Annotated in this window: 17 protein-coding genes; 10 read left to right on the top strand and 7 right to left on the bottom strand. The window is 57.6% G+C overall.

Going from position 1 to position 18732, the window contains the following annotated elements; genetic code table 11:
* Positions 1 to 19: 19 nt before the first annotated feature.
* The 5 genes from ssuB to ssuE are packed head-to-tail and all read right to left on the bottom strand — an operon-like array spanning position 20 to position 4283.
* Positions 20 to 811: an aliphatic sulfonates ABC transporter ATP-binding protein gene (gene ssuB / locus DBY66_RS03340; RefSeq protein ID WP_104084734.1), complete on the bottom strand. Its 792-nt coding sequence runs from the start codon at positions 809 to 811 to the stop codon at positions 20 to 22.
* A complete protein-coding gene (gene ssuC / locus DBY66_RS03335; protein WP_094111471.1) occupies positions 808 to 1599 on the bottom strand; it encodes an aliphatic sulfonate ABC transporter permease SsuC in 792 nt (263 codons plus the stop codon). Before ssuC ends, ssuB begins: the two co-directional genes overlap by 4 nt.
* A 9-nt stretch (positions 1600 to 1608) precedes the next feature.
* A complete protein-coding gene (gene ssuD, locus DBY66_RS03330) occupies positions 1609 to 2754 on the bottom strand; it encodes an FMNH2-dependent alkanesulfonate monooxygenase (protein ID WP_071668708.1) in 1146 nt (381 codons plus the stop codon).
* A gap of 14 nt (positions 2755 to 2768) precedes the next feature.
* Positions 2769 to 3719, bottom strand: a complete 951-nt coding sequence (locus DBY66_RS03325) for a sulfonate ABC transporter substrate-binding protein (protein ID WP_108569210.1) — start codon at positions 3717 to 3719, stop codon at positions 2769 to 2771.
* Positions 3720 to 3731: 12 nt separating this feature from the next.
* A complete protein-coding gene (ssuE, locus tag DBY66_RS03320) occupies positions 3732 to 4283 on the bottom strand; it encodes an NADPH-dependent FMN reductase (protein WP_104084736.1) in 552 nt (183 codons plus the stop codon).
* A 357-nt stretch (positions 4284 to 4640) separates the two neighbouring features.
* Here ssuE and DBY66_RS03315 point away from each other — a divergent pair, with 357 nt between their 5' ends.
* From DBY66_RS03315 to DBY66_RS03300, 4 genes are all read left to right on the top strand, one after another.
* Positions 4641 to 6161, top strand: a complete 1521-nt coding sequence (locus DBY66_RS03315) for an oligosaccharide flippase family protein (protein ID WP_039383621.1) — start codon at positions 4641 to 4643, stop codon at positions 6159 to 6161.
* Between the two features lie 2 nt (positions 6162 to 6163).
* The gene (locus DBY66_RS03310) at positions 6164 to 7162 is read left to right on the top strand and encodes a glycosyltransferase (RefSeq protein WP_108569212.1); all 999 of its coding nucleotides are present in this window, start codon (positions 6164 to 6166) and stop codon (positions 7160 to 7162) included.
* 120 nt (positions 7163 to 7282) lie between these two features.
* Positions 7283 to 8293, top strand: a complete 1011-nt coding sequence (gene pyrD / locus DBY66_RS03305) for a quinone-dependent dihydroorotate dehydrogenase (RefSeq protein ID WP_108569213.1) — start codon at positions 7283 to 7285, stop codon at positions 8291 to 8293.
* Between the two features lie 151 nt (positions 8294 to 8444).
* Positions 8445 to 8981, top strand: a complete 537-nt coding sequence (locus DBY66_RS03300; protein ID WP_039383627.1) for a cell division protein ZapC — start codon at positions 8445 to 8447, stop codon at positions 8979 to 8981.
* Positions 8982 to 8984: 3 nt separating this feature from the next.
* On the opposite strand, the gene DBY66_RS03295 is transcribed toward DBY66_RS03300, so the two are convergent.
* The gene (locus DBY66_RS03295) at positions 8985 to 10094 is read right to left on the bottom strand and encodes a YcbX family protein (protein ID WP_108569214.1); all 1110 of its coding nucleotides are present in this window, start codon (positions 10092 to 10094) and stop codon (positions 8985 to 8987) included.
* Positions 10095 to 10190: 96 nt separating this feature from the next.
* Here DBY66_RS03295 and rlmKL point away from each other — a divergent pair, with 96 nt between their 5' ends.
* The 6 genes from rlmKL to rmf all read left to right on the top strand — a co-directional run bounded on the left by rlmKL (position 10191) and on the right by rmf (position 18137).
* Entirely contained in the window at positions 10191 to 12308 is a 2118-nt protein-coding gene (gene rlmKL, locus DBY66_RS03290; protein WP_108569215.1) for a bifunctional 23S rRNA (guanine(2069)-N(7))-methyltransferase RlmK/23S rRNA (guanine(2445)-N(2))-methyltransferase RlmL, read from the top strand.
* Between the two features lie 5 nt (positions 12309 to 12313).
* Positions 12314 to 14221 (top strand): ABC transporter ATP-binding protein, encoded by a 1908-nt coding sequence (locus DBY66_RS03285; RefSeq protein WP_108569216.1) that lies wholly within the window; start codon positions 12314 to 12316, stop codon positions 14219 to 14221.
* Positions 14222 to 14237: 16 nt separating this feature from the next.
* A complete protein-coding gene (gene pqiA / locus DBY66_RS03280; protein WP_108569217.1) occupies positions 14238 to 15524 on the top strand; it encodes a membrane integrity-associated transporter subunit PqiA in 1287 nt (428 codons plus the stop codon).
* Positions 15496 to 17139 (top strand): intermembrane transport protein PqiB, encoded by a 1644-nt coding sequence (gene pqiB / locus DBY66_RS03275; protein ID WP_039383639.1) that lies wholly within the window; start codon positions 15496 to 15498, stop codon positions 17137 to 17139. Before pqiA ends, pqiB begins: the two co-directional genes overlap by 29 nt.
* Positions 17136 to 17702, top strand: coding sequence for a membrane integrity-associated transporter subunit PqiC (gene pqiC, locus DBY66_RS03270; protein ID WP_094111461.1), 567 nt, complete (start codon positions 17136 to 17138; stop codon positions 17700 to 17702). The genes pqiB and pqiC overlap by 4 nt, the downstream gene beginning before the upstream one ends.
* A gap of 267 nt (positions 17703 to 17969) precedes the next feature.
* On the top strand, positions 17970 to 18137 hold the full coding sequence (rmf, locus tag DBY66_RS03265) for a ribosome modulation factor (protein WP_071668711.1): 168 nt from the start codon (positions 17970 to 17972) through the stop codon (positions 18135 to 18137).
* Between the two features lie 60 nt (positions 18138 to 18197).
* On the opposite strand, the gene fabA is transcribed toward rmf, so the two are convergent.
* On the bottom strand, positions 18198 to 18716 hold the full coding sequence (fabA, locus tag DBY66_RS03260) for a bifunctional 3-hydroxydecanoyl-ACP dehydratase/trans-2-decenoyl-ACP isomerase (RefSeq protein ID WP_039383641.1): 519 nt from the start codon (positions 18714 to 18716) through the stop codon (positions 18198 to 18200).
* Positions 18717 to 18732 lie beyond the last annotated feature (16 nt).

Below are 18732 nucleotides of genomic sequence, written 5' to 3'. Positions count from 1 at the left end.
CCGCCAGCGGGCAGGGCAGTTAACGCTGCCGGGCAAAGCGCAGCGGCTGCTCAGCGGCGCTGCGCGTCATCACCCGATCCAGTACGCTCGCTTCCAGCTCCGCCAGCCGCGCCGAGCCTTTGCGGCGCGGACGCGGCAAATCGATCGACAGGTCGAGCCCGATTTTACCCTCTTCAATCAGTAACACCCGATCGGCCAGCGCCACCGCCTCGCTGACATCATGCGTCACCAGCAGTACCGTAAAATTGTGCTGCTGCCAGAGTGATTCGATCAGCCCCTGCATCTCAATGCGGGTTAAGGCATCCAGCGCGCCCAGCGGTTCATCGAGCAGCAGTAAGCCAGGACGGTGGATCAGCGCCCGCGCCAGCGCCACGCGCTGCTTCTGTCCACCTGAGAGGGCAGCAGGCCACTCATTTGCGCGATCGGCAAGCCCCACGGCCTCCAGTGCCTCCAGCGCGGCGCTGCGCCATTCGCGGCCGCGTAAGCCGAGTCCGACGTTATCGATCACTTTTTTCCACGGCAGCAGACGCGCATCCTGGAACATCAGTCGCGTATCGTCGCGCGCCGCGGCCAGCGGCGCGTTGCCTGCCAGCAGCTCACCCTGACTGGCGACTTCCAGTCCGGCCAGCAGCCGCAGCAGGGTGCTTTTACCGCAGCCGCTGCGCCCGACCACGGCAACAAACTGCCCGGCCGGAATATGCAGGCTGACCTGGTCAAGAATAGTACGATTGCCATAGTGCTTAGAGAGGTTACTGATGGCGACCGGCGTGCCGCTGATCAGGCGCGCCGGGTTCTGTACGGCATTGCTCATGCGTTGCTCTCCTTCAGTTGCCAGGCCGGGTGCCAGCGCAGCCAGATACGCTCCAGCAGCTGCGCCGCCACGTCTGCCAGTTTGCCCAGCAGGGCATAAAGAATAATGGCCACCACGACCACGTCAGTTTGCAAAAATTCGCGCGCGTTCATCGCCAGATAGCCGATACCGGAGTTGGCCGAGATGGTTTCAGCTACAATCAGCGTCAGCCACATCAGACCCAGCGCAAAGCGCACCCCGACCATGATGCCGGGCAGGGCGCCAGGCAGGATAACCTGCGCAAACAGCGACCAGCCGGAGAGGCCATAGCTGCGCGCCATCTCTATCAGCCCGCGATCGATATTGCGGATCCCGTGATAGGTATTGAGGTAGATCGGAAACAGCGTACCGAGTGCGACCAGGAAAATTTTGGCCGATTCATCAATGCCAAACCAGAGGATCACCAGCGGGATCAGCGCCAGATGCGGCACGTTGCGCAGCATCTGTAGCGAGGTATCCAGCAGACGCTCACCGGTGCGCGATGTACCGGTGATGAGTCCGAGCGCCAGCCCGATCGTGCCGCCGATAGCAAAACCGATTAGTGCGCGCCAGCTGCTGATGGCCAGGTGCTGCCACAGTTCACCGCTGGCGGTCAGCTGCCAGAAGGCGGTCACAATTTTCTCCGGCGCCGGTAAAATACGCGTGGAGAGCCAGCCCTGCGACGAAGCGAGCTGCCATATCGCCACTATTCCCACCGGCAGCAGCCAGGGCAGCAGCGCATTGCGCAGCGTTTTTATCTGCTCAGACATGGTGACTCCTTAGCTTTGCGCAACTTTCTGTGGCGTAAAATCATTGGCCACAGCTTCGCCATGCGCCTGCACGACGCGCGGTTTTGGCACTTCCGGCACGGCCAGGTCAAGATGGGGAAACAGCAGCTCGCCGACGCGGTACGCTTCTTCCAGATGCGGATAGCCAGAAAGGATAAAGGTCTCAATGCCCAGCGCCTGATATTCGCGCATGCGTTCTGCGACAGTTGGCCCGTCGCCGACCAGCGCAGTACCGGCTCCGCCGCGTACCAGGCCAACCCCAGCCCAGAGGTTCGGACTGATCTCCAGCTTATCGCGCTGGCCGCCGTGCAGGGCAGCCATCCGCTGCTGTCCGACCGAATCCGTGCGCGCAAACGCCGCCTGTGCTTTGGCAATTGTGGCATCATCCAGATGTGAAATAAGCCGATCCGCGGCCTGCCACGCCTCCTCATTCGTTTCGCGCACAATCACGTGCAGACGAATACCGAAGCGCACCGTGCGCCCCTGCGCTGCGGCCTTGGCGCGCACTTGCTCAATCTTCTCTTTAACCAGCGCGGGCGGCTCTCCCCAGGTGAGATAGACGTCAACCTGTTCAGCAGCCAGATCCTGCGCGGCATCAGAAGAGCCACCGAACCAGAGTGGCGGACGCGGCTGCTGTACTGAACGGAACATCAGGCGCGCACCGCGCACTTTGACGTGTTTGCCCTCATAGTCCACCGTTTCGCCTTCAGAAACACGTCGCCAGATGCGGGTAAATTCCGCCGATTCTGCATAGCGCTCGCGATGGTCGAGAAAGACGCCATCGCCCGCCAGCTCTTCCGGATCGCCACCGGTAACCAGATTAAACAGCGCACGACCGTTAGAGAGGCGATCCAGCGTTGCCGCCTGACGCGCTGCCTGGGTCGGTGAGATCACGCCAGGACGCAGTGCCACCAGAAAGCGCAGGCGCTGCGTTACCGGAATCAGTGAGGCAGCGACCAGCCAGGCATCTTCGCAGGAGCGGCCGGTCGGGATCAGCACGCCGCCAAAGCCCAGCCGGTCAGCGGCCTGTGCTATCTGCTGCAGATAACCGTGATCCACCGGACGGGCGCCTTCGGCGGTTCCCAGATAGTGACCATCGCCGTGCGTGGGAAGAAACCAGAAAACAGATATGCTCATTGTGTTGTTCCTTATTAATGGGCCGTCCGGGGTTGCCAGATGCGGTCAGCGATGGTGAGTTTTACCGGCAACAGATGGCTGGCGTAAAACAGATCGGCAGTGTGCTGCTGCGCGGCGGCGGTGCGTGCACTGACGGGGGTAATCGTGGTGGGCGGACGATGGTCGAGATAGCTCGCCAGGACCGGTTTTGGCAGGCCCATCGCCTGCGCCAGCAGGTCGATACTCTGCGTTCGCTGGCTCTGCGTCAGCGCATCCGCCTCGCTGAAGGTGGCCAGCACCTGGCTGAGGGTGTCGGGACTGGCTTCAGCAAACTGTCGGGTCGCCAGATAGAAAGAGCCGGTCAGGTTCAGCGTGCTGCCGTCAGTGAGGACGCGCACGTTGCCCTGCTGCAGAGCGGCTGAGTAATAAGGATCCCAGATCGCCCAGGCGTCAACGTTACCCTGCTGAAACGCCGCGCGGGCATCGGCTGGCGTCAGATAGACCGGCTGAATATCAGCGAAACTCAGGCCCGCCTGCTGCAGCGCGCGCAGCAGCAGATTGTGCGAGCTGGAGCCTTTCTGAAAAGCAACTTTGCGGCCTTTCAGATCGGCCACGCTGCGGATGGGGCTGTTCTGCGGTACCAGGATCACTTCTGCTTTAGGTTTCGCGGGTTCCGATCCGACATAAAGCAGATCGGCCCCGGCGGCCTGCGCAAAGAGCGGAGGAATATCCCCGGTGCTGCCTAAATCGATACTGCCGATGTTAAGCGCTTCCAGCATTTGCGGGCCGGCAGGAAACTCAATCCACTTAATTGCCATCGCCGGAAAACGCTGCTCCAGCAGCCGGTGCGATTTTGCCAGCACCATGCTGACCGAGCCTTTCTGGTAGCCGATACGGATCTGAGAAGGCGCGTCCGCTGCGCTGGCCGTCAGGGTAAACAGGGCAGCCAGCGCCGGGAGCAGCAGAGCCGTTATAAGTCGTTTCACGATAGTCTCTCCTCAGACAGCCCGGGCAAAAGGCAGATGACGGCGCTGCAGCGCAAGCCAGAAGTTCTCCAGCGCATCATCAATACGGGAAGTGAGATCGCTGGCAAATTCCGGCTGGCGGTCGTAATGCGTAATCTGCAGATCCTGCGCAAATACTCCCTGTAACACCTCCTGCGCTTTCAGCGCGCTCAGTACCGGTTTAAGCCCGTAATCAAGCGCCAGCATATGTGCCACGCTGCCGCCACTTGCCAGCGGCAGTACGACTTTTTCTTCCAGCGCCCGCTCCGGCAGCAGATCCAGGACAGTTTTTAGCGCACCTGCAAATGACGCTTTATAGACAGGAGTAGAAATAATGACGCCGGTCGCGCTGGCGATGTCAGCTTTAAACGCATTCAGGGCAGGGGAGTCGAAACGGGCATGGATCAAATCTTCCGGCGGAAAATTGTGAATATTCCACGCAATAACTTCGGCGCCCCGGGCTTCCAGCTGGCGCTGGCAAAGCGTCAGCAGCGCCGTCGAACGTGAAGGGAAACGGGGGCTGCCCGCCAGCGTTAGGATCCGCATACCTGCTCCTTATAACAAAAAGTTATCGATAATGTTTAATTGAGAACTGATTGTCTTAATCCTGCCAGAGCGCCGGAAAAGGGGTAAATGATTTATCCGGCAATCAAAAGCTTTAAAACGGCAAACGGATCCTGCTGCCGATCTGCTGCCTGCGAAACGCTACTGCCTGCGTTGCCAGCCGGGCCCACAGAGCAGCGGCGGATAAAATGGCCCGATCTCTGTTTTTTATTGATGAATTTAAGAAAAAGCTGCGGCGTGAATGCCAGGTGGTTTTTAAGAATTACTCCTGTGGGCGCTGTCACATTTTTGTGTCACGCTTGAAGACATTGAGAAAAATACCCAGACCCCCATACTTTTATGTCTATCAAACGTAATGCGATTGCCAACTATGTCGGGCAGATCTACCTGACGCTGTCAGGTATTTTAGTGGTGCCGCTCTATATTCAGAATCTGGGGATGGAAGCGTATGGCCTGGTTGGCTTCTTTTCTATATTACTGACCTGGCTGCAGCTGCTGGATGCGGGCGTCTCCACCACGCTGATGCGTGAAGCGGCGCGCTACCGCGCTAATCAGGAAGAATTTGTCTGGTTTCCGGCGCTGTTTACCACCCTGACGCGCTTTTTCCTTTTTTCCACGCTGGTGCTGGTGGTGCTGGGCTGGCTGGCAACGCCCTGGATAGCGACACACTGGCTGGATGCGCGTCATTTGCCGGCCGGCGATGTGGTTATCGCCGTGGCAATTATGGTGATCACCGCGGCCATTCGCTGGCGCACCAGTCCCTATCGCAGCGTGATCATCGGCTTTGAACATCAGGTCTGGCTGAATGGCGTTAACCTGACTATTACCACGCTGCGCACCTTTGGTGCGGTGCTGGTGATCCAGCTCTTCGCCAACGCCGTGCTGACATTCTTTATCTGGCAGCTGCTGGTCTCCATCGCCGAGGCGGGCTGCTGCATCTGGAAGGCGTATCAGCTTATCCCGCGCGCTGCGCGCAAAGAGAAGCGCAGCGACCTGAAAGAGGTGCTGAGGCCTTTTATTCGCTTTGCGCTGAGCGCCGCGTTCTCCAGCGCAATCTGGACGTTTATCTCGCAGATTGACCGTCTGGTGCTGTCTAAAACCCTGCCGCTGAGCGAGTACGGATCCTTTACCGTCGTGGCAACGGCGGCGACCGGTATCCTGCTGCTCAGCAGCCCGATTATGCAGGCGATTGTGCCGCGCATGACCGGCATGAAAACCCGGCAGCAGGGCGATGCGGAATCTCTGCGTCTCTACCGTTACACCACGCAGGCAGTCGCCATTTTTATGGCCCCGCTCAGTATCACTATCGCCTGCTATTCTGGTCCGCTGCTCTGGGCGTGGACGCAAAAAACGCAGATTGTCGATGAGATGGCTTTTGTCCTGACGCTTTACGCCTTAGGCAGCGGAATTCAGGCGATCTGTGGCTTGCTCTATCACCTGCAGTACGTGAATGGCAACCTAAAACTCCATATGCAGGGCTTTACCCTGTTTGCCATTCTGCTGGTGCCGCTTAACATCTGGTGTGCGATTCACTACGGCGCGCTGGGAACCGGCTGGCTGTGGCTGGCGCAAAACATTTTCTACCTGGTTGGCTGGGCATGGCTGGTACACCGTCGTTTTGCGCCGGGTATCCACTTCAGCTGGCTGACGCGCGACGTGGCGCTGATCTGGGCGGTATCGGGCCTGATTGCCGGCCTGAGCACGTTGCTGCCTATTGAGTGGAATCAGAATCGCTGGATTAATCTGCTCTGGCTGGCATTGATTGGTGCCGTGAATCTCGGCGTCTGCTGTCTGCTGCATAGCCTGGTGCTGAAGCGCCTGCGCCGTACACCCGTTGTTAATGCTGAAGAAAGAGGATAAGTATGACGTCGCGCTCCGTCCCGACTATATCGGTCATTATTCCGAACTGGAACTGCGCCCCGTGGCTGCCGGAGACGATGCAGTCGCTGCTGCAGCAGACGTCGCCGGCAGATGAGATTATTATCATTGACGACGGCTCAACGGATGAGAGCGTGAGCTGGCTTACGGCGTTCGCTGAGGCGCATCCGCAGGTCACTTTGCTGAGCGGCAACCGCGGCGGCGTCAGCGCAGCGCGGATGAAAGGGCTGGCGGTCGCCACCGGCGATTTCCTCTATTTTATGGATGCCGATGACTTTATCTCCGCCACTCTGTTTGCCGATTTCCGGCGCGTACAGGCGCAACATACCGGGCTCGAGCTGTTCTGCTTCGGCGCAAAAATGTTTTTCGACGTCCCGGAACCGCAGCGCCACTATCAGACGATCCATCAGCGTCACGTCAGCGGCCTTTTCTCCGGCGGCAGCGACAGCCTGCGCACGCTGATCCAGCATCAGTCGGCGCACCGGGTGATCTGGAGCAGCATCATTTCCCGGCAGCTGATTGAGCGGCTGGGGCTGAGTTTCCTGCCGATTCAGAATCATGAAGATGCGCCTTTTATGTTCGCGCTCTATATGCAGGCGCACAGTTTCTACTGCACCGGCGAGAGCTACTACTACAAGCGCTTTATGCAGAGTTCGCTGTCGCAAAGCACCCGCGATTTCTCCTGGATAAAAAATTACTTTATCGCCCGCGACAGCAGTGAAGCGTTTTTACGAGAGCATCAGCTGCCGCAGGATGAGGCATTACTGGATGACTACTATCAGACCATTATGCATGGCTGCCTGGCACAGATCCGTAAACACCGCATTAAAGTACCTGCCGAGTGGCAGCCGCGGGTAAACAGTCTGGTGCGGCGCGTATTACGGCATAATACCCGGCTGAAACTGCTCTGGTATTGTCCGCCGCTCTATCACGGTCTGCAGGCGTGCCGTAATCGCCTGAGTCGTTATTCATCCCGCCGTTGATCGCGATCCTGTTCTGAGGTTCGTCACTAATTTACTTTTGCGCCAGAGCACCTTACCATTCTGGCGCACGTATTCCCGTGCACCCGCTGTTTCTTCCTTTACTGCCATTCAGGAGAGTGCATGTTATATCCCATCGTCCGGCCCGCCCTGTTTAAACTCGATCCCGAGCGCGCGCATGAACTCACTTTCCAGCAGCTGCGTTTTATCAGCGGTACGCCGCTGGAGGGGCTGATTCGGCAGTCGCTGCCGGCGCGTCCGGTAAGCTGTATGGGCCTGACGTTTCCCAACCCGCTGGGTCTGGCGGCCGGGCTGGATAAAAACGCGGAGTGCATTGATGCGTTTGGCGCAATGGGGTTTGGTTTTATTGAAGTCGGTACGGTAACGCCGCGTGCGCAGCCCGGAAATGATAAACCGCGTATGTTCCGTCTGGTTGAGGCGGGCGGCATCATTAACCGCATGGGATTTAATAACCACGGGGTTGATCATCTGGTAGAGAACGTCAAAAAAGCGCGATTTAAAGGCGTACTGGGGATCAATATTGGCAAGAATAAAGATACCCCGGTTGAGCAGGGGAAAGAGGATTACCTGATCTGCATGGAGAAGGTCTACGCCCATGCGGGTTATATTGCGATAAATATCTCTTCACCTAACACGCCGGGTCTGCGTACGCTGCAATATGGCGATGCGCTGGACGATTTGCTGGCGGCGATTAAATTAAAACAGCAGGAACTACAGCAGCGACACCTTAAATATGTTCCGGTGGCCGTAAAGATTGCGCCGGATCTGTCTGAGGAGGAATTAATCCAGGTTGCTGACAGCCTGGTGCGTCACCAGATTGATGGTGTGATTGCAACCAATACCACGCTGGATCGTACGCTGGTCAGCGGACTTAAACATGCAGATGAAGCGGGCGGCCTGAGCGGACGCCCGGTGCAGACGCGCAGCACAGAGGTAATCCGCCGGCTGGCGCAGGAGCTGCAGGGGCGCTTACCTGTTATTGGTGCCGGTGGAATAGATTCACTCATCGCCGCACGGGAAAAAATTGCCGCGGGCGCCACCCTGGTGCAGATATACTCCGGATTTATTTATCAGGGACCGGCTTTAATTAAAGATATCGTGACCCACCTCTAAGACATATCTCACTTTCCCCGGCCAGGGGGTTTATTTCTCCCTCTGGCTCGTTTATATTTTCCCCTGTTGTTCTATTTTTCAGCTTTTTGCTTAAAGCGATATTTTATTTTTTAGGCGCCATTTAGCGCAGCAGAATCCCACAAGGCACATCATGAAAATCAAACCCGATGACAACTGGCGCTGGTATTATGACGCCGAGCATGACCGTATGATGCTTGATTTGGCTGATGGCACACTCTTCCGCTCCCGCTTCTCCCGCAAAATGCTGACGCCCGACGCTTTTAACAGCAGCGGATTTTGCGTCGATGATGCCGCACTCTATTTTAGTTTCGACGACCGCTGTCGTGAGAGTGAATTATCTGCTCATCAGCGTGCCGAGCTGATCCTGAATGCGCTGGTGGCAAGCCGCTTCCTCAAGCCGCTGATGCCAAAAAGCTGGCACTTCATCAGCCACAAACATAGCTGGCAGCCGGTAGCAGGCGATATGGTCACGGCTACGCTGGCCGAGAGCGGTGAGCAGGCACAGCTGCTGGTAGTAGAAAGCAGTGAAAACGCGGCGCTCTGTCTGGTGGCGCAGCCGGCACTGAGCATGGCGGGAAAAAGCATGCAGCTTGGCGATGCGATCAAAATCATGAACGATCGCCTGCAGCCGCTGCAGCTGGCGACCTGGTACGCGCGCGCGGTTTAGATTTTATCCCAGCTCAATATCACTGTCTGGAATACAGCTGCAGCTCAGAATAGTGCCGTCAGCACGTACGGCGCTCTGCTTTAACGGCCTGACGGTGCCGGCGACCAGCGTGACTCTGCAGCTGCCGCACAGCCCGGCCCGGCAGGAGTAGGGAATACGAAACCCGGCCATCTCCAGCTGCTCCAGTAATACCTGCTGATTATCTCCCTCAAAACGCCGGCCCTGACAGGTAATGGTGACGCTGGCAGGCGCGCCTGTCTCTGCTGTCAGCAGAGCTTCACTCTTGCCGGCACCGTAGGCGCGCGGGGTATGGCGTTCCAGAATCGTCACGCTGTCGCCGCTACGGATCAGCCCGCTGTTCAGGGCGATCAGATTCAGGCCAAAATCGATATCACCGCTGCTATCCTGCGCGCTGCGAAAGCCCTGCAGCGTGGTCAGCGGCTCACCCGCCGGATGTTTCTCTCCGTTCTCCGTCCCGATAGTAGTAAATACGCAGCGGCTGCACGGTTTCGGCACGACAAACTCAACGTCACCGATTTGCAGCCGCTTCCAGCTATCTTCATCCCAGGCGGGGGCACCGCTGACCACCAGGTTAGGGCGAAACTGCTCTACGCGTACGCCAGCCGGGCAGCGCTGCTGCAGATCCTGCATCGACGCCATATTGACCAGCAGAAACGGATAGCCGTCGGCAAAGCCGAGCGGCACGGCGTCAAAGCGCTTTACGCGCCGCGTCGGCGTCTCACCTGTCCAGCGCAGCTGTACCGGGCGCGGAAAATAGTCGCTCAGCCAGCGGTTAATCGTTTCCGGCGCGATGCGGGCAGTAAAGGTGTTGCCCCAGACAACGGTTTCGCTCTCTTCTGCTGCAAAGTCGGCATAGCGGATCAGCGCCTGCTGACCGTCCGGCGCGTTAATCAGCAGGCCATCCGGCAGCACAACCGGCGTAAAACGCACCAGTTGCGGAAACTGCCGGGCGGTGATGAACGTTCCGTCAGGCTCGGTGATCATAAAGATGCGATCAAATGCCAGACCGCTCTGCAGCACCTGTGCATGCGACTGCTGCAGGCCGCGCATCGATTTGACCGGGTGAATATAAAGACGGGATAAGGTAATCATCATCGCTCCTTGCAGACAAAAAGAAGCTAACTTTATGACATAGGACGCTGATTCGCTATAATGCGCAGCAATTTTAGCAAGAGTATAAGTGACGATATGAATTCTCTGTTTGCCAGTACGGCGCGTGGGCTCGAAGAGCTGTTGAAAACTGAGCTGGACGCGCTGGGCGCGCAGGATTTGCAGGTGGTGCAGGGCGGCGTCCACTTCCGTGCCGACGATCGCGTAATGTATCAAAGCCTGCTGTGGAGCCGTCTGGCTTCACGTATTTTGCTGCCGCTGGGAGAATTCGGTGTCTGGAGTGACCTCGATCTCTATGTCGGCGCGCAGAGTATCCCCTGGGCTGAGCTGTTTGACAGCGAAACCACCTTTGCCATCCATTTCAGCGGCACCAACGACGTCATCCGCAACAGCCAGTTTGGCGCGCTGCGAATTAAAGATGCGATCGTTGACTGCTTTACCCGTCAGGATCTGCCGCGCCCCAGCGTGGATCGCGAGCAGCCGGGTATTCGCATTAACGCCTGGCTGAATAAAGATCGCGTCAGCATCGCACTGGATCTCAGCGGCACCGCGCTGCATCAGCGCGGCTATCGTCAGCAGACCGGTCAGGCGCCGCTGAAAGAGAATCTGGCGGCTGCCATTGTTATGCGTTCCGGCTGGCAGCCGGAAACGCCGCTGCTGGATCCCATGTGCGGTTCCGGCACGCTGCTGATTGAGGCGGCCTTAATTGCCTGCGATCGCGCGCCGGGTCTGCTGCGCAGCCACTGGGGCTTTAGCCGCTGGAAGCAGCATAACGCAGCGCTGTGGCAGGAGCTGCGCAGCGAAGCGCTGCAGCGCGCGCGGGCTGGCACCGCAGCCGCCCAGGCTCGCTTCTTTGGTTATGATAACGATGGCCGCGTGCTGGAGTGGGCGCGCGCTAACGCGCGTCGTGCCGGCGTCTTTGAGCTTTTTACCTTTGCGCAGCAGGATGTGCTGAAGCTGAGTAATCCGCTTGACGATAAAAGCGTGACCGGAACGGTGCTGAGTAACCCGCCTTATGGTGAGCGTCTGGAGAGCGAGCCGGCGCTGATTGCGCTGCACAGCCAGCTGGGCCGCATTATGAAGCAGCAGTTTGGCGGCTGGAATCTGTCGCTGTTCAGCGCCTCACCCGATCTGCTGAGCTGCCTGCAGCTGCGCGCGGAGCGCCAGTTTAAAGCGAAAAATGGCCCGCTGGAGTGCGTGCAGAAAAATTATCAGCTGGCGGCGTCCGGTGCGGCTGGCAGCGCGCAGATTGCGGAAGATTTCGCAAACCGCCTGCGCAAAAACCTGAAGAAGCTGGAGAAATGGGCGCGTCAGTCGGGCATTGAGTGCTATCGCCTCTATGATGCCGATCTGCCGGAATACAATGTCGCAGTGGATCGCTACGCCGACTGGGTGGTGGTGCAGGAATACGCGCCACCAAAAACCATCGACGCGACCAAAGCGCGCCAGCGGCTGTTTGATGTTATCAGCGCCACGCTCAGCGTGCTGGAGATCCCGGCTAACAGGCTGGTGCTGAAAACCCGCGAGCGGCAAAAGGGCAAAAATCAGTATCAGAAGCTGGGAGAAAAGGGCGAATTCTTTGAAGTGCAGGAGTTCAATGCCCGGCTGCTGGTTAATCTTACTGACTACCTTGATACCGGCCTGTTCCTCGATCACCGTATCGCGCGGCAGATGCTCGGCCAGATGAGTAAAGGTAAAGACTTCCTGAACCTGTTCTCTTACACCGGCAGCGCCAGCGTGCACGCCGGGCTGGGCGGGGCAAAATCCACCACTACGGTTGATATGTCGCGCACCTACCTTGAGTGGGCGGAGCGCAACCTGCGTATTAATGGTCTGACCGGCCGTCAGCATCGCCTGCTGCACGCCGACTGCCTGAGCTGGCTGCGTGAAAGCGACGAGCAGTTTGACCTGATTTTTATCGATCCGCCGACCTTCTCCAACTCCAAGCGTATGGAGGCGGATTTTGATGTGCAGCGCGATCATCTGATGCTGTTGCAAAACCTGAAGCGCATGCTGCGTCGCGGCGGCACCATTATGTTCTCCAACAACAAGCGCGGCTTCAAAATGGATCTGGAGGGCCTGCAACGGCTCGGTCTGCAGGCGCAGGAGATCACGCAAAAAACCCTGTCACAGGACTTTGCCCGTAATCGTCAAATTCACAACTGCTGGCTGGTCAGCCACGCCGGTAAGGAATAATTTATATGTCGTTGATCAGTATCCATGGTGCCTACCTCTCATTCAGTGACGCACCGCTGCTGGATAATACCGAACTGCACATCGAAGAGGGCGAACGCGTCTGTCTGGTGGGCCGTAACGGTGCCGGTAAATCCACATTAATGAAAATCATCAACGGCGAACAGCCGCTGGATGATGGGCGTATCATCTATGAGCAGGACCTGATCGTTTCGCGCCTGCAGCAGGATCCGCCGCGTAACATTACCGGTTCGGTGTATGACTTTGTCGCTGAGGGCGTGGCCGAGCAGGCGGAGCATCTCAAAGCCTATCACGCCATTTCGCACAAAGTGATGGAGGATCCGAGCGAGAAAAACCTCAATGAAATGGGCCGGCTGCAGACGATTCTCGATCACCAGAATCTCTGGCAGCTCGACAGCCGTATCAACGATGTTCTGCAGCAGATTGGCCTGCAGGCTGATACAGAACTCTCTTCGCTCTCCGGCGGCTGGCTGCGTAAAGCGGCCCTGGGCCGTGCGCTGGTCAGTAACCCACGCGTGCTGATGCTGGATGAGCCTACTAACCACCTCGATATTGAAACCATCGACTGGCTGGAAACGTTCCTGAAAACCTTTACCGGCAGCATCGTGTTTATTTCGCATGACCGCTCGTTTATCCGCAATATGGCGACGCGCATTGTCGATCTCGATCGCGGTAAGCTGGTCTCCTGGCCGGGAGATTACGATCAGTTCCTGGTGGGTAAAGAGGAGGCGCTGCGGGTTGAGGAGATGCAGAATGCTGAATTTGACCGCAAGCTGGCGCAGGAAGAGGTGTGGATCCGTCAGGGGATCAAGGCGCGTCGTACCCGCAATGAAGGCCGCGTGCGGGCACTGAAAGCGCTGCGTCGCGAACGTTCCGAGCGTCGTGACGTGATGGGCAAAGCCAATATGCAGGTCGGCGAAGCGGCCCGCTCCGGTAAAATTGTCTTTGAGCTGGAGAACGTAAACTACGGCGTGGAAGGCAAAACGCTGGTTAAAGACTTTTCAGCCCAGGTCCAGCGCGGCGATAAGATTGCGCTGATTGGGCCTAACGGCTGCGGAAAAACCACGCTGCTGCGCCTGATGCTGGGGCAGCTGAAAGCGGACAGCGGGCGGGTGCACTGCGGCACCAAGCTTGAAATTGCCTATTTCGATCAGCATCGCGCTGAACTCGATCCGGACCGGACCGTGATGGATAACCTCGCGGAAGGCAAACAGGAAGTGATGGTCAACGGCAAACCCCGTCACGTGCTGGGTTACCTGCAGGACTTTCTGTTCCATCCGAAACGTGCCATGACGCCGGTACGCGCGCTGTCGGGCGGAGAGCGCAATCGCCTGCTGCTGGCGCGGCTGTTCCTGAAGCCCAGCAACCTGCTGATCCTCGATGAACCGACCAACGATCTGGACGTTGAAACGCTGGAGCTGCTGGAAGAGCTGGTCGACGGATATCAGGGCACCGTACTGCTGGTTAGCCACGATCGTCAGTTTGTGGATAACACCGTTACCGAATGCTGGATATTTGAAGGCAACGGCGAAGTAGGCGCGTTTGTGGGCGGCTATCATGATGCGCAGCAGCAGCGCGCGGCGTACAAACAGACGCGTGTTGCCTCGACGGTTTCCGCACCGGTGAAAACAGCTGAAAAAAATGAAACCGCCAAACGCAGCGCAGGCAAGCTAAGCTATAACCTGACGCGTGAACTGGAACAGCTGCCGCAAAAGCTGGAGCAGCTGGAAGCGCGGATTGGTGAGCTGCAGGCGCAGATGAGCCATCCCGATTTCTTCAGTCAGCCGCATGAAAAAACGCAGCCGGTGCTGGATACGCTGGCGCAGACGGAGCAGGAGCTGGAAACCGCCTTTGCCCGCTGGGAAGAGCTGGAAGCGCTGAAAAACGGCGCATAACACAGAGGAAAAGGGCATGTGCGCAACGTCGCCGCAGGCGCAGCAGTGGATGCTCTGTCCACAGTGTGATTTAACCGTCAGGCTGCCCGCTGTGCCGGCGGGCAGCCGTGCCCGCTGCCCGCGCTGCCATACGCAGCTGCTGGCTAACTGGCATGAACCGCGCAAGCGTCCAACCGGTTATGCGCTGGCGGCGCTGTTTATGCTGGTGCTGGCCAATCTGTTTCCGTTTATCGATATGCACGTCGCCGGTCTCTCCAGCCGCATTACGCTGCCGGAGATCCCGCGCGTCATGGTGCGGGAGGATTACCGCAGCCTGGCTTCCCTGTTTCTGCTGTTTGTACAGGGTATTCCGGCTTTCTGCATGGTGACGATTGTGCTGCTGGTCAACCGGATTGCTCTGCCGCACCCGCTGCGGCGGGGACTGGCGCGTATCCTTTTTCAGCTGCGCAGCTGGGGCATGGCAGAGATCTTTATGGCCGGCGTGCTGGTGAGCTTCGTCAAGCTGATGGCGTATGGCGAGATCGGCTTAGGCAGCAGCTTCTGGCCATGGTGCCTGTTCTGCCTGCTGCAGCTGCGCGCGTTTCAGTGTGTGGATCGGCGCTGGGTCTGGCAACAAATCGACGCGCTGCCCGCGCTGCCGTTTACGCCGCAGGCGGGAAAAAGTGGTCTGCAGCAGGGGCTGCGCAGCTGCCCCTGCTGTACAGCTATTCTGCCGGCGACGCAGCCGCGCTGCGATCGCTGCGGGGTAGCCGCGGCACCGCGCCGCAGACATAGCCTGCAGTGGACGCTGGCGCTGCTGCTGACTTCCGTTATGCTTTATATCCCGTCTAATATTATGCCGATCATGGTGACTGAGACGCTGGGTTCCCAGTATCCCTCAACGATCATGGGCGGCGTTATCCTGCTGATGAGCGATGGTTCCTGGCCCGTTGCACTGGTGATTTTTATCGCCAGTATTATGGTGCCCTCGCTGAAAATGGTCGCTATTGGCTGGCTCTGCTGGCACGCCAGCGGGCGCGGCCAGCGGGATGGCGAAAAAATGCATCTGATCTACGAAGTGGTGGAGTTTGTTGGTCGCTGGTCGATGATCGATGTGTTTGTTATCGCCGTGCTCTCTGCGCTGGTGCGCATGGGACAGCTGATGAACGTCTATCCCGCGCCGGGCGCGCTGCTCTTTGCCCTGGTGGTGATATTGACCATGTTTGCCGCTATTACATTCGATCCGCGTCTGATTTGGGATCGCCAACAGGAAACTGAACGTAAGGAGTCGCGTCTTGACGGACAACAATCACGGGACTGCTAAGGTCGATCAGATCAAACGCTGGTCGCCAGTCTGGATCGTACCCATCGTTACGCTGTTGATCGGCGGGTGGATCCTTTTTTATCACTTCAGCCACCAGGGGCCGCTGGTGACGCTGATCACCGAAAACGCCGAAGGCATCGTGGCGGGTAAAACCACTATCAAAAGCCGCAGTGTGGATGTGGGCACCGTAGAGAGTGCGGTGCTGACTGACGATTTGCATCACGTCGAGATCACAGCCCGTCTGAACGCCGGCATGGAGAAGCTGCTTTATAAAGACAGCGTGTTCTGGGTGGTTAAACCGCAGATTGGACGCGAAGGGATCACCGGTCTTGGCACACTGCTTTCAGGCGCCTATATCGAGCTGCAGCCCGGTGCAAAAGGCGAACAGCCGGAGCATTATCAGCTGCTCGATTCACCGCCGCTGGCGCCGCCGGATGCGAAAGGGGTCCGCATTGTGCTCGACAGCAACAAAGCGGGTCAGCTCAATCCGGGCGATCCGGTGCTGTTCCGCGGTTACCGCGTCGGCACGGTGGAAACCAGCACCTTTGATACTGACAAACGTATGATGACCTATCAGCTGTTTGTCACTGCGCCTTATGACCGGCTGGTGACCACGAATGTGCGTTTCTGGAAAGACAGCGGCATTGCCGTTGATATGTCTGCTTCGGGGATGCGCGTGGAGATGGGTTCACTGACCACGCTGTTTAGCGGCGGCGTCAGCTTTGACGTACCGGATGGCTGGGATCTGGGTGAGGTCGCACAGAACAAAGCGGATTATCATCTGTATGACGATCAGCGCAGCATTCAGGATTCACTCTATACCCGACACACTGATTTCCTGATGTTCTTCAGTGATTCGATTCGCGGCCTGCAGGTGGGTGCACCGGTTGAGTTCCGCGGTATTCGTCTGGGAACCGTCGCGCAGGTGCCTTATATGATCCCGGGTATGGACCAGGCGCTGAACACAGATTATCGCGTGCCGGTGCTGATTCGCATCGAACCCGATCGCTTTACCGCACGACTGGGCAGTGATTTTAATCTGGAGCAGCATCTGCAGGATGGGAAGAAACGTGGCCTGCGCGGCACGCTGAAAACCGGCAACCTGCTCTCCGGCGCGCTGTTTGTCGATCTCGATTTCTACGATAAAGCGCCAGCCTATAAAGGACCGAACAGCGTAGCAGGTCTTGAGGTGATCCCTACCGTCAGCGGTGGTCTCAGCCAGATCCAGCAGAAGCTGATGGCGGCGCTGGATAAGATCAACGCGCTGCCGCTTAATCCGATGATTAATGAGGCGACCGGCACGCTGAAAGAGAGTCAGCGCACGCTGCGTCAGCTGCAGAATACGCTGAATAATCTGAACCAGCTTACCGGCAGTCCGGCAATGAAAACATTGCCTGCTGATATGCAGCAGACGCTGCGTGAACTCAACCGCAGCATGAAAGGGCTGCAGCCGGGATCGCCAGCGTACAATAAACTGGTGGGAGATATGCAGCGGCTTGATCAGGTGCTGCGTGAGCTGCAGCCAGTGCTGAAAACGCTGAATGCGAAAAGCAATGCCCTGGTATTTGAAGCGAAGCCAGGCCAGGATCCGCAGCCAAAGAGGGCGAAACAGTGAAAAAAGCCATCATCGCAGGAGCTATGTTGCTGCTGGCAGGGTGCAGCACAACCATCGACACCACCTACTATCAGCTGCCGGCAGGCAGCAGTACGGTACGCGTCGCCAGCAGCGCGGGCAGCAGCCAGCCGATGCTCTGGGTGGAACATGTGAACGTGCCTGATTATCTGGCAGGCAACGGACTGGTTTATCAGACCAGCGATGTTAAATATGTCATTGCCACCAACAATCTCTGGGCCAGCCCGCTCGATCAGCAGCTGCAGCAGACGCTGATTACTAATCTAAGCCAGGCGCTGCCGGGCCGCGTGGTCGCCGCGTCACCGCATGGAGAGGGCTACGATACGCTTAACGTCAGCGTAAGTGGGTTTCAGGGACGTTACGACGGGCGGGTCGTGGTCAGCGGTGAATGGCTGCTGCAGCATCAGGATCAGCTTATCAAGCGCAGCTTTAGTGTGACGTTGCCGCAAAATGAGGATGGTTATGATGCGCTGGTCCGCACGCTGGCTGCAGGCTGGCAGCAGACCGCACAGCAGATCGCAGACAGTGTGGCTTCGCTAAATTAGGAATTGGTTTAGATAACTGCTAAGTCCCTGATTCTTCGTAGCAACGTTGCACCGGAGATCGGGGGCTTTTTTTTGCCTAATCAGAAACATAGACACTGCTTTGACATTTCTTTATGTCGTTTTAACGGCAAAACCGTGACGCTGGCGTGAATTTTGCGCATTGCTTTTTCTGCGCATTGGGGTTAGAACTTTACTGTGGCTGAACATTAATTCGCCACTCTTTCTTTCCACCAGATTCCACCAGACCTGAAATGAGGGAAACGCGGTATGAAGAGACAGAAGAGAGACCGTTTAGAACGTGCACATTCACGCGGTTATCAGGCCGGCATTACTGGCCGCTCTAAGGAGCTGTGCCCCTATCAACTGATCGATGCGCGGTCTCACTGGCTGGGAGGCTGGCGTCAGGCCATGGAGGACAGGTCGGCGGTGGCGTAGCCCTGCCGGATGTCAGCAAAGGGAAAACCTCCGCCGCGGCGGAGGTTTTGTTAAGCAGGATCAGAACGCAGAAGTATCTTTAAACAGACCGACTTTCAGATCGGTAGCGGTGTAGATCAGATTACCGTCAACAAAGACTTCACCATCTGCAACACCCATCACCAGCTTGCGGTTGATTACGCGCTTGAAGTGAATTTTATAGGTCACTTTTTTCGCTGTTGGCAGCACCTGACCGGTAAACTTCACTTCGCCCACGCCCAGCGCACGGCCTTTGCCTTCCGCGCCTAACCAGCCGAGATAGAAACCAACCAGCTGCCACATGGCATCCAGGCCCAGACAGCCAGGCATAACCGGATCGCCTTTGAAATGGCAATCGAAGAACCAGAGGTCGGGGCGGATATCCAGTTCAGCTTCAACAAAACCTTTGTCGAAGTTACCGCCATCTTCGGTCATTTTGACCACACGGTCCATCATCAACATGTTGTCAGAGGGCAGCGGTGGCCCATTTTCGCCGAACAGTTCGCCGCGACCTGAGGCAACCAGGTCTTCTTTGCTATAGGATTCGCGTTTATCTACCATGTTCTCAATATGCCTT

Source organism: Pantoea sp. RIT413 (assembly GCF_003057675.2).
Taxonomy (GTDB): domain Bacteria; phylum Pseudomonadota; class Gammaproteobacteria; order Enterobacterales; family Enterobacteriaceae; genus Pantoea; species Pantoea eucrina.
This window is presented reverse-complemented; position numbering and strand designations above follow the sequence as displayed.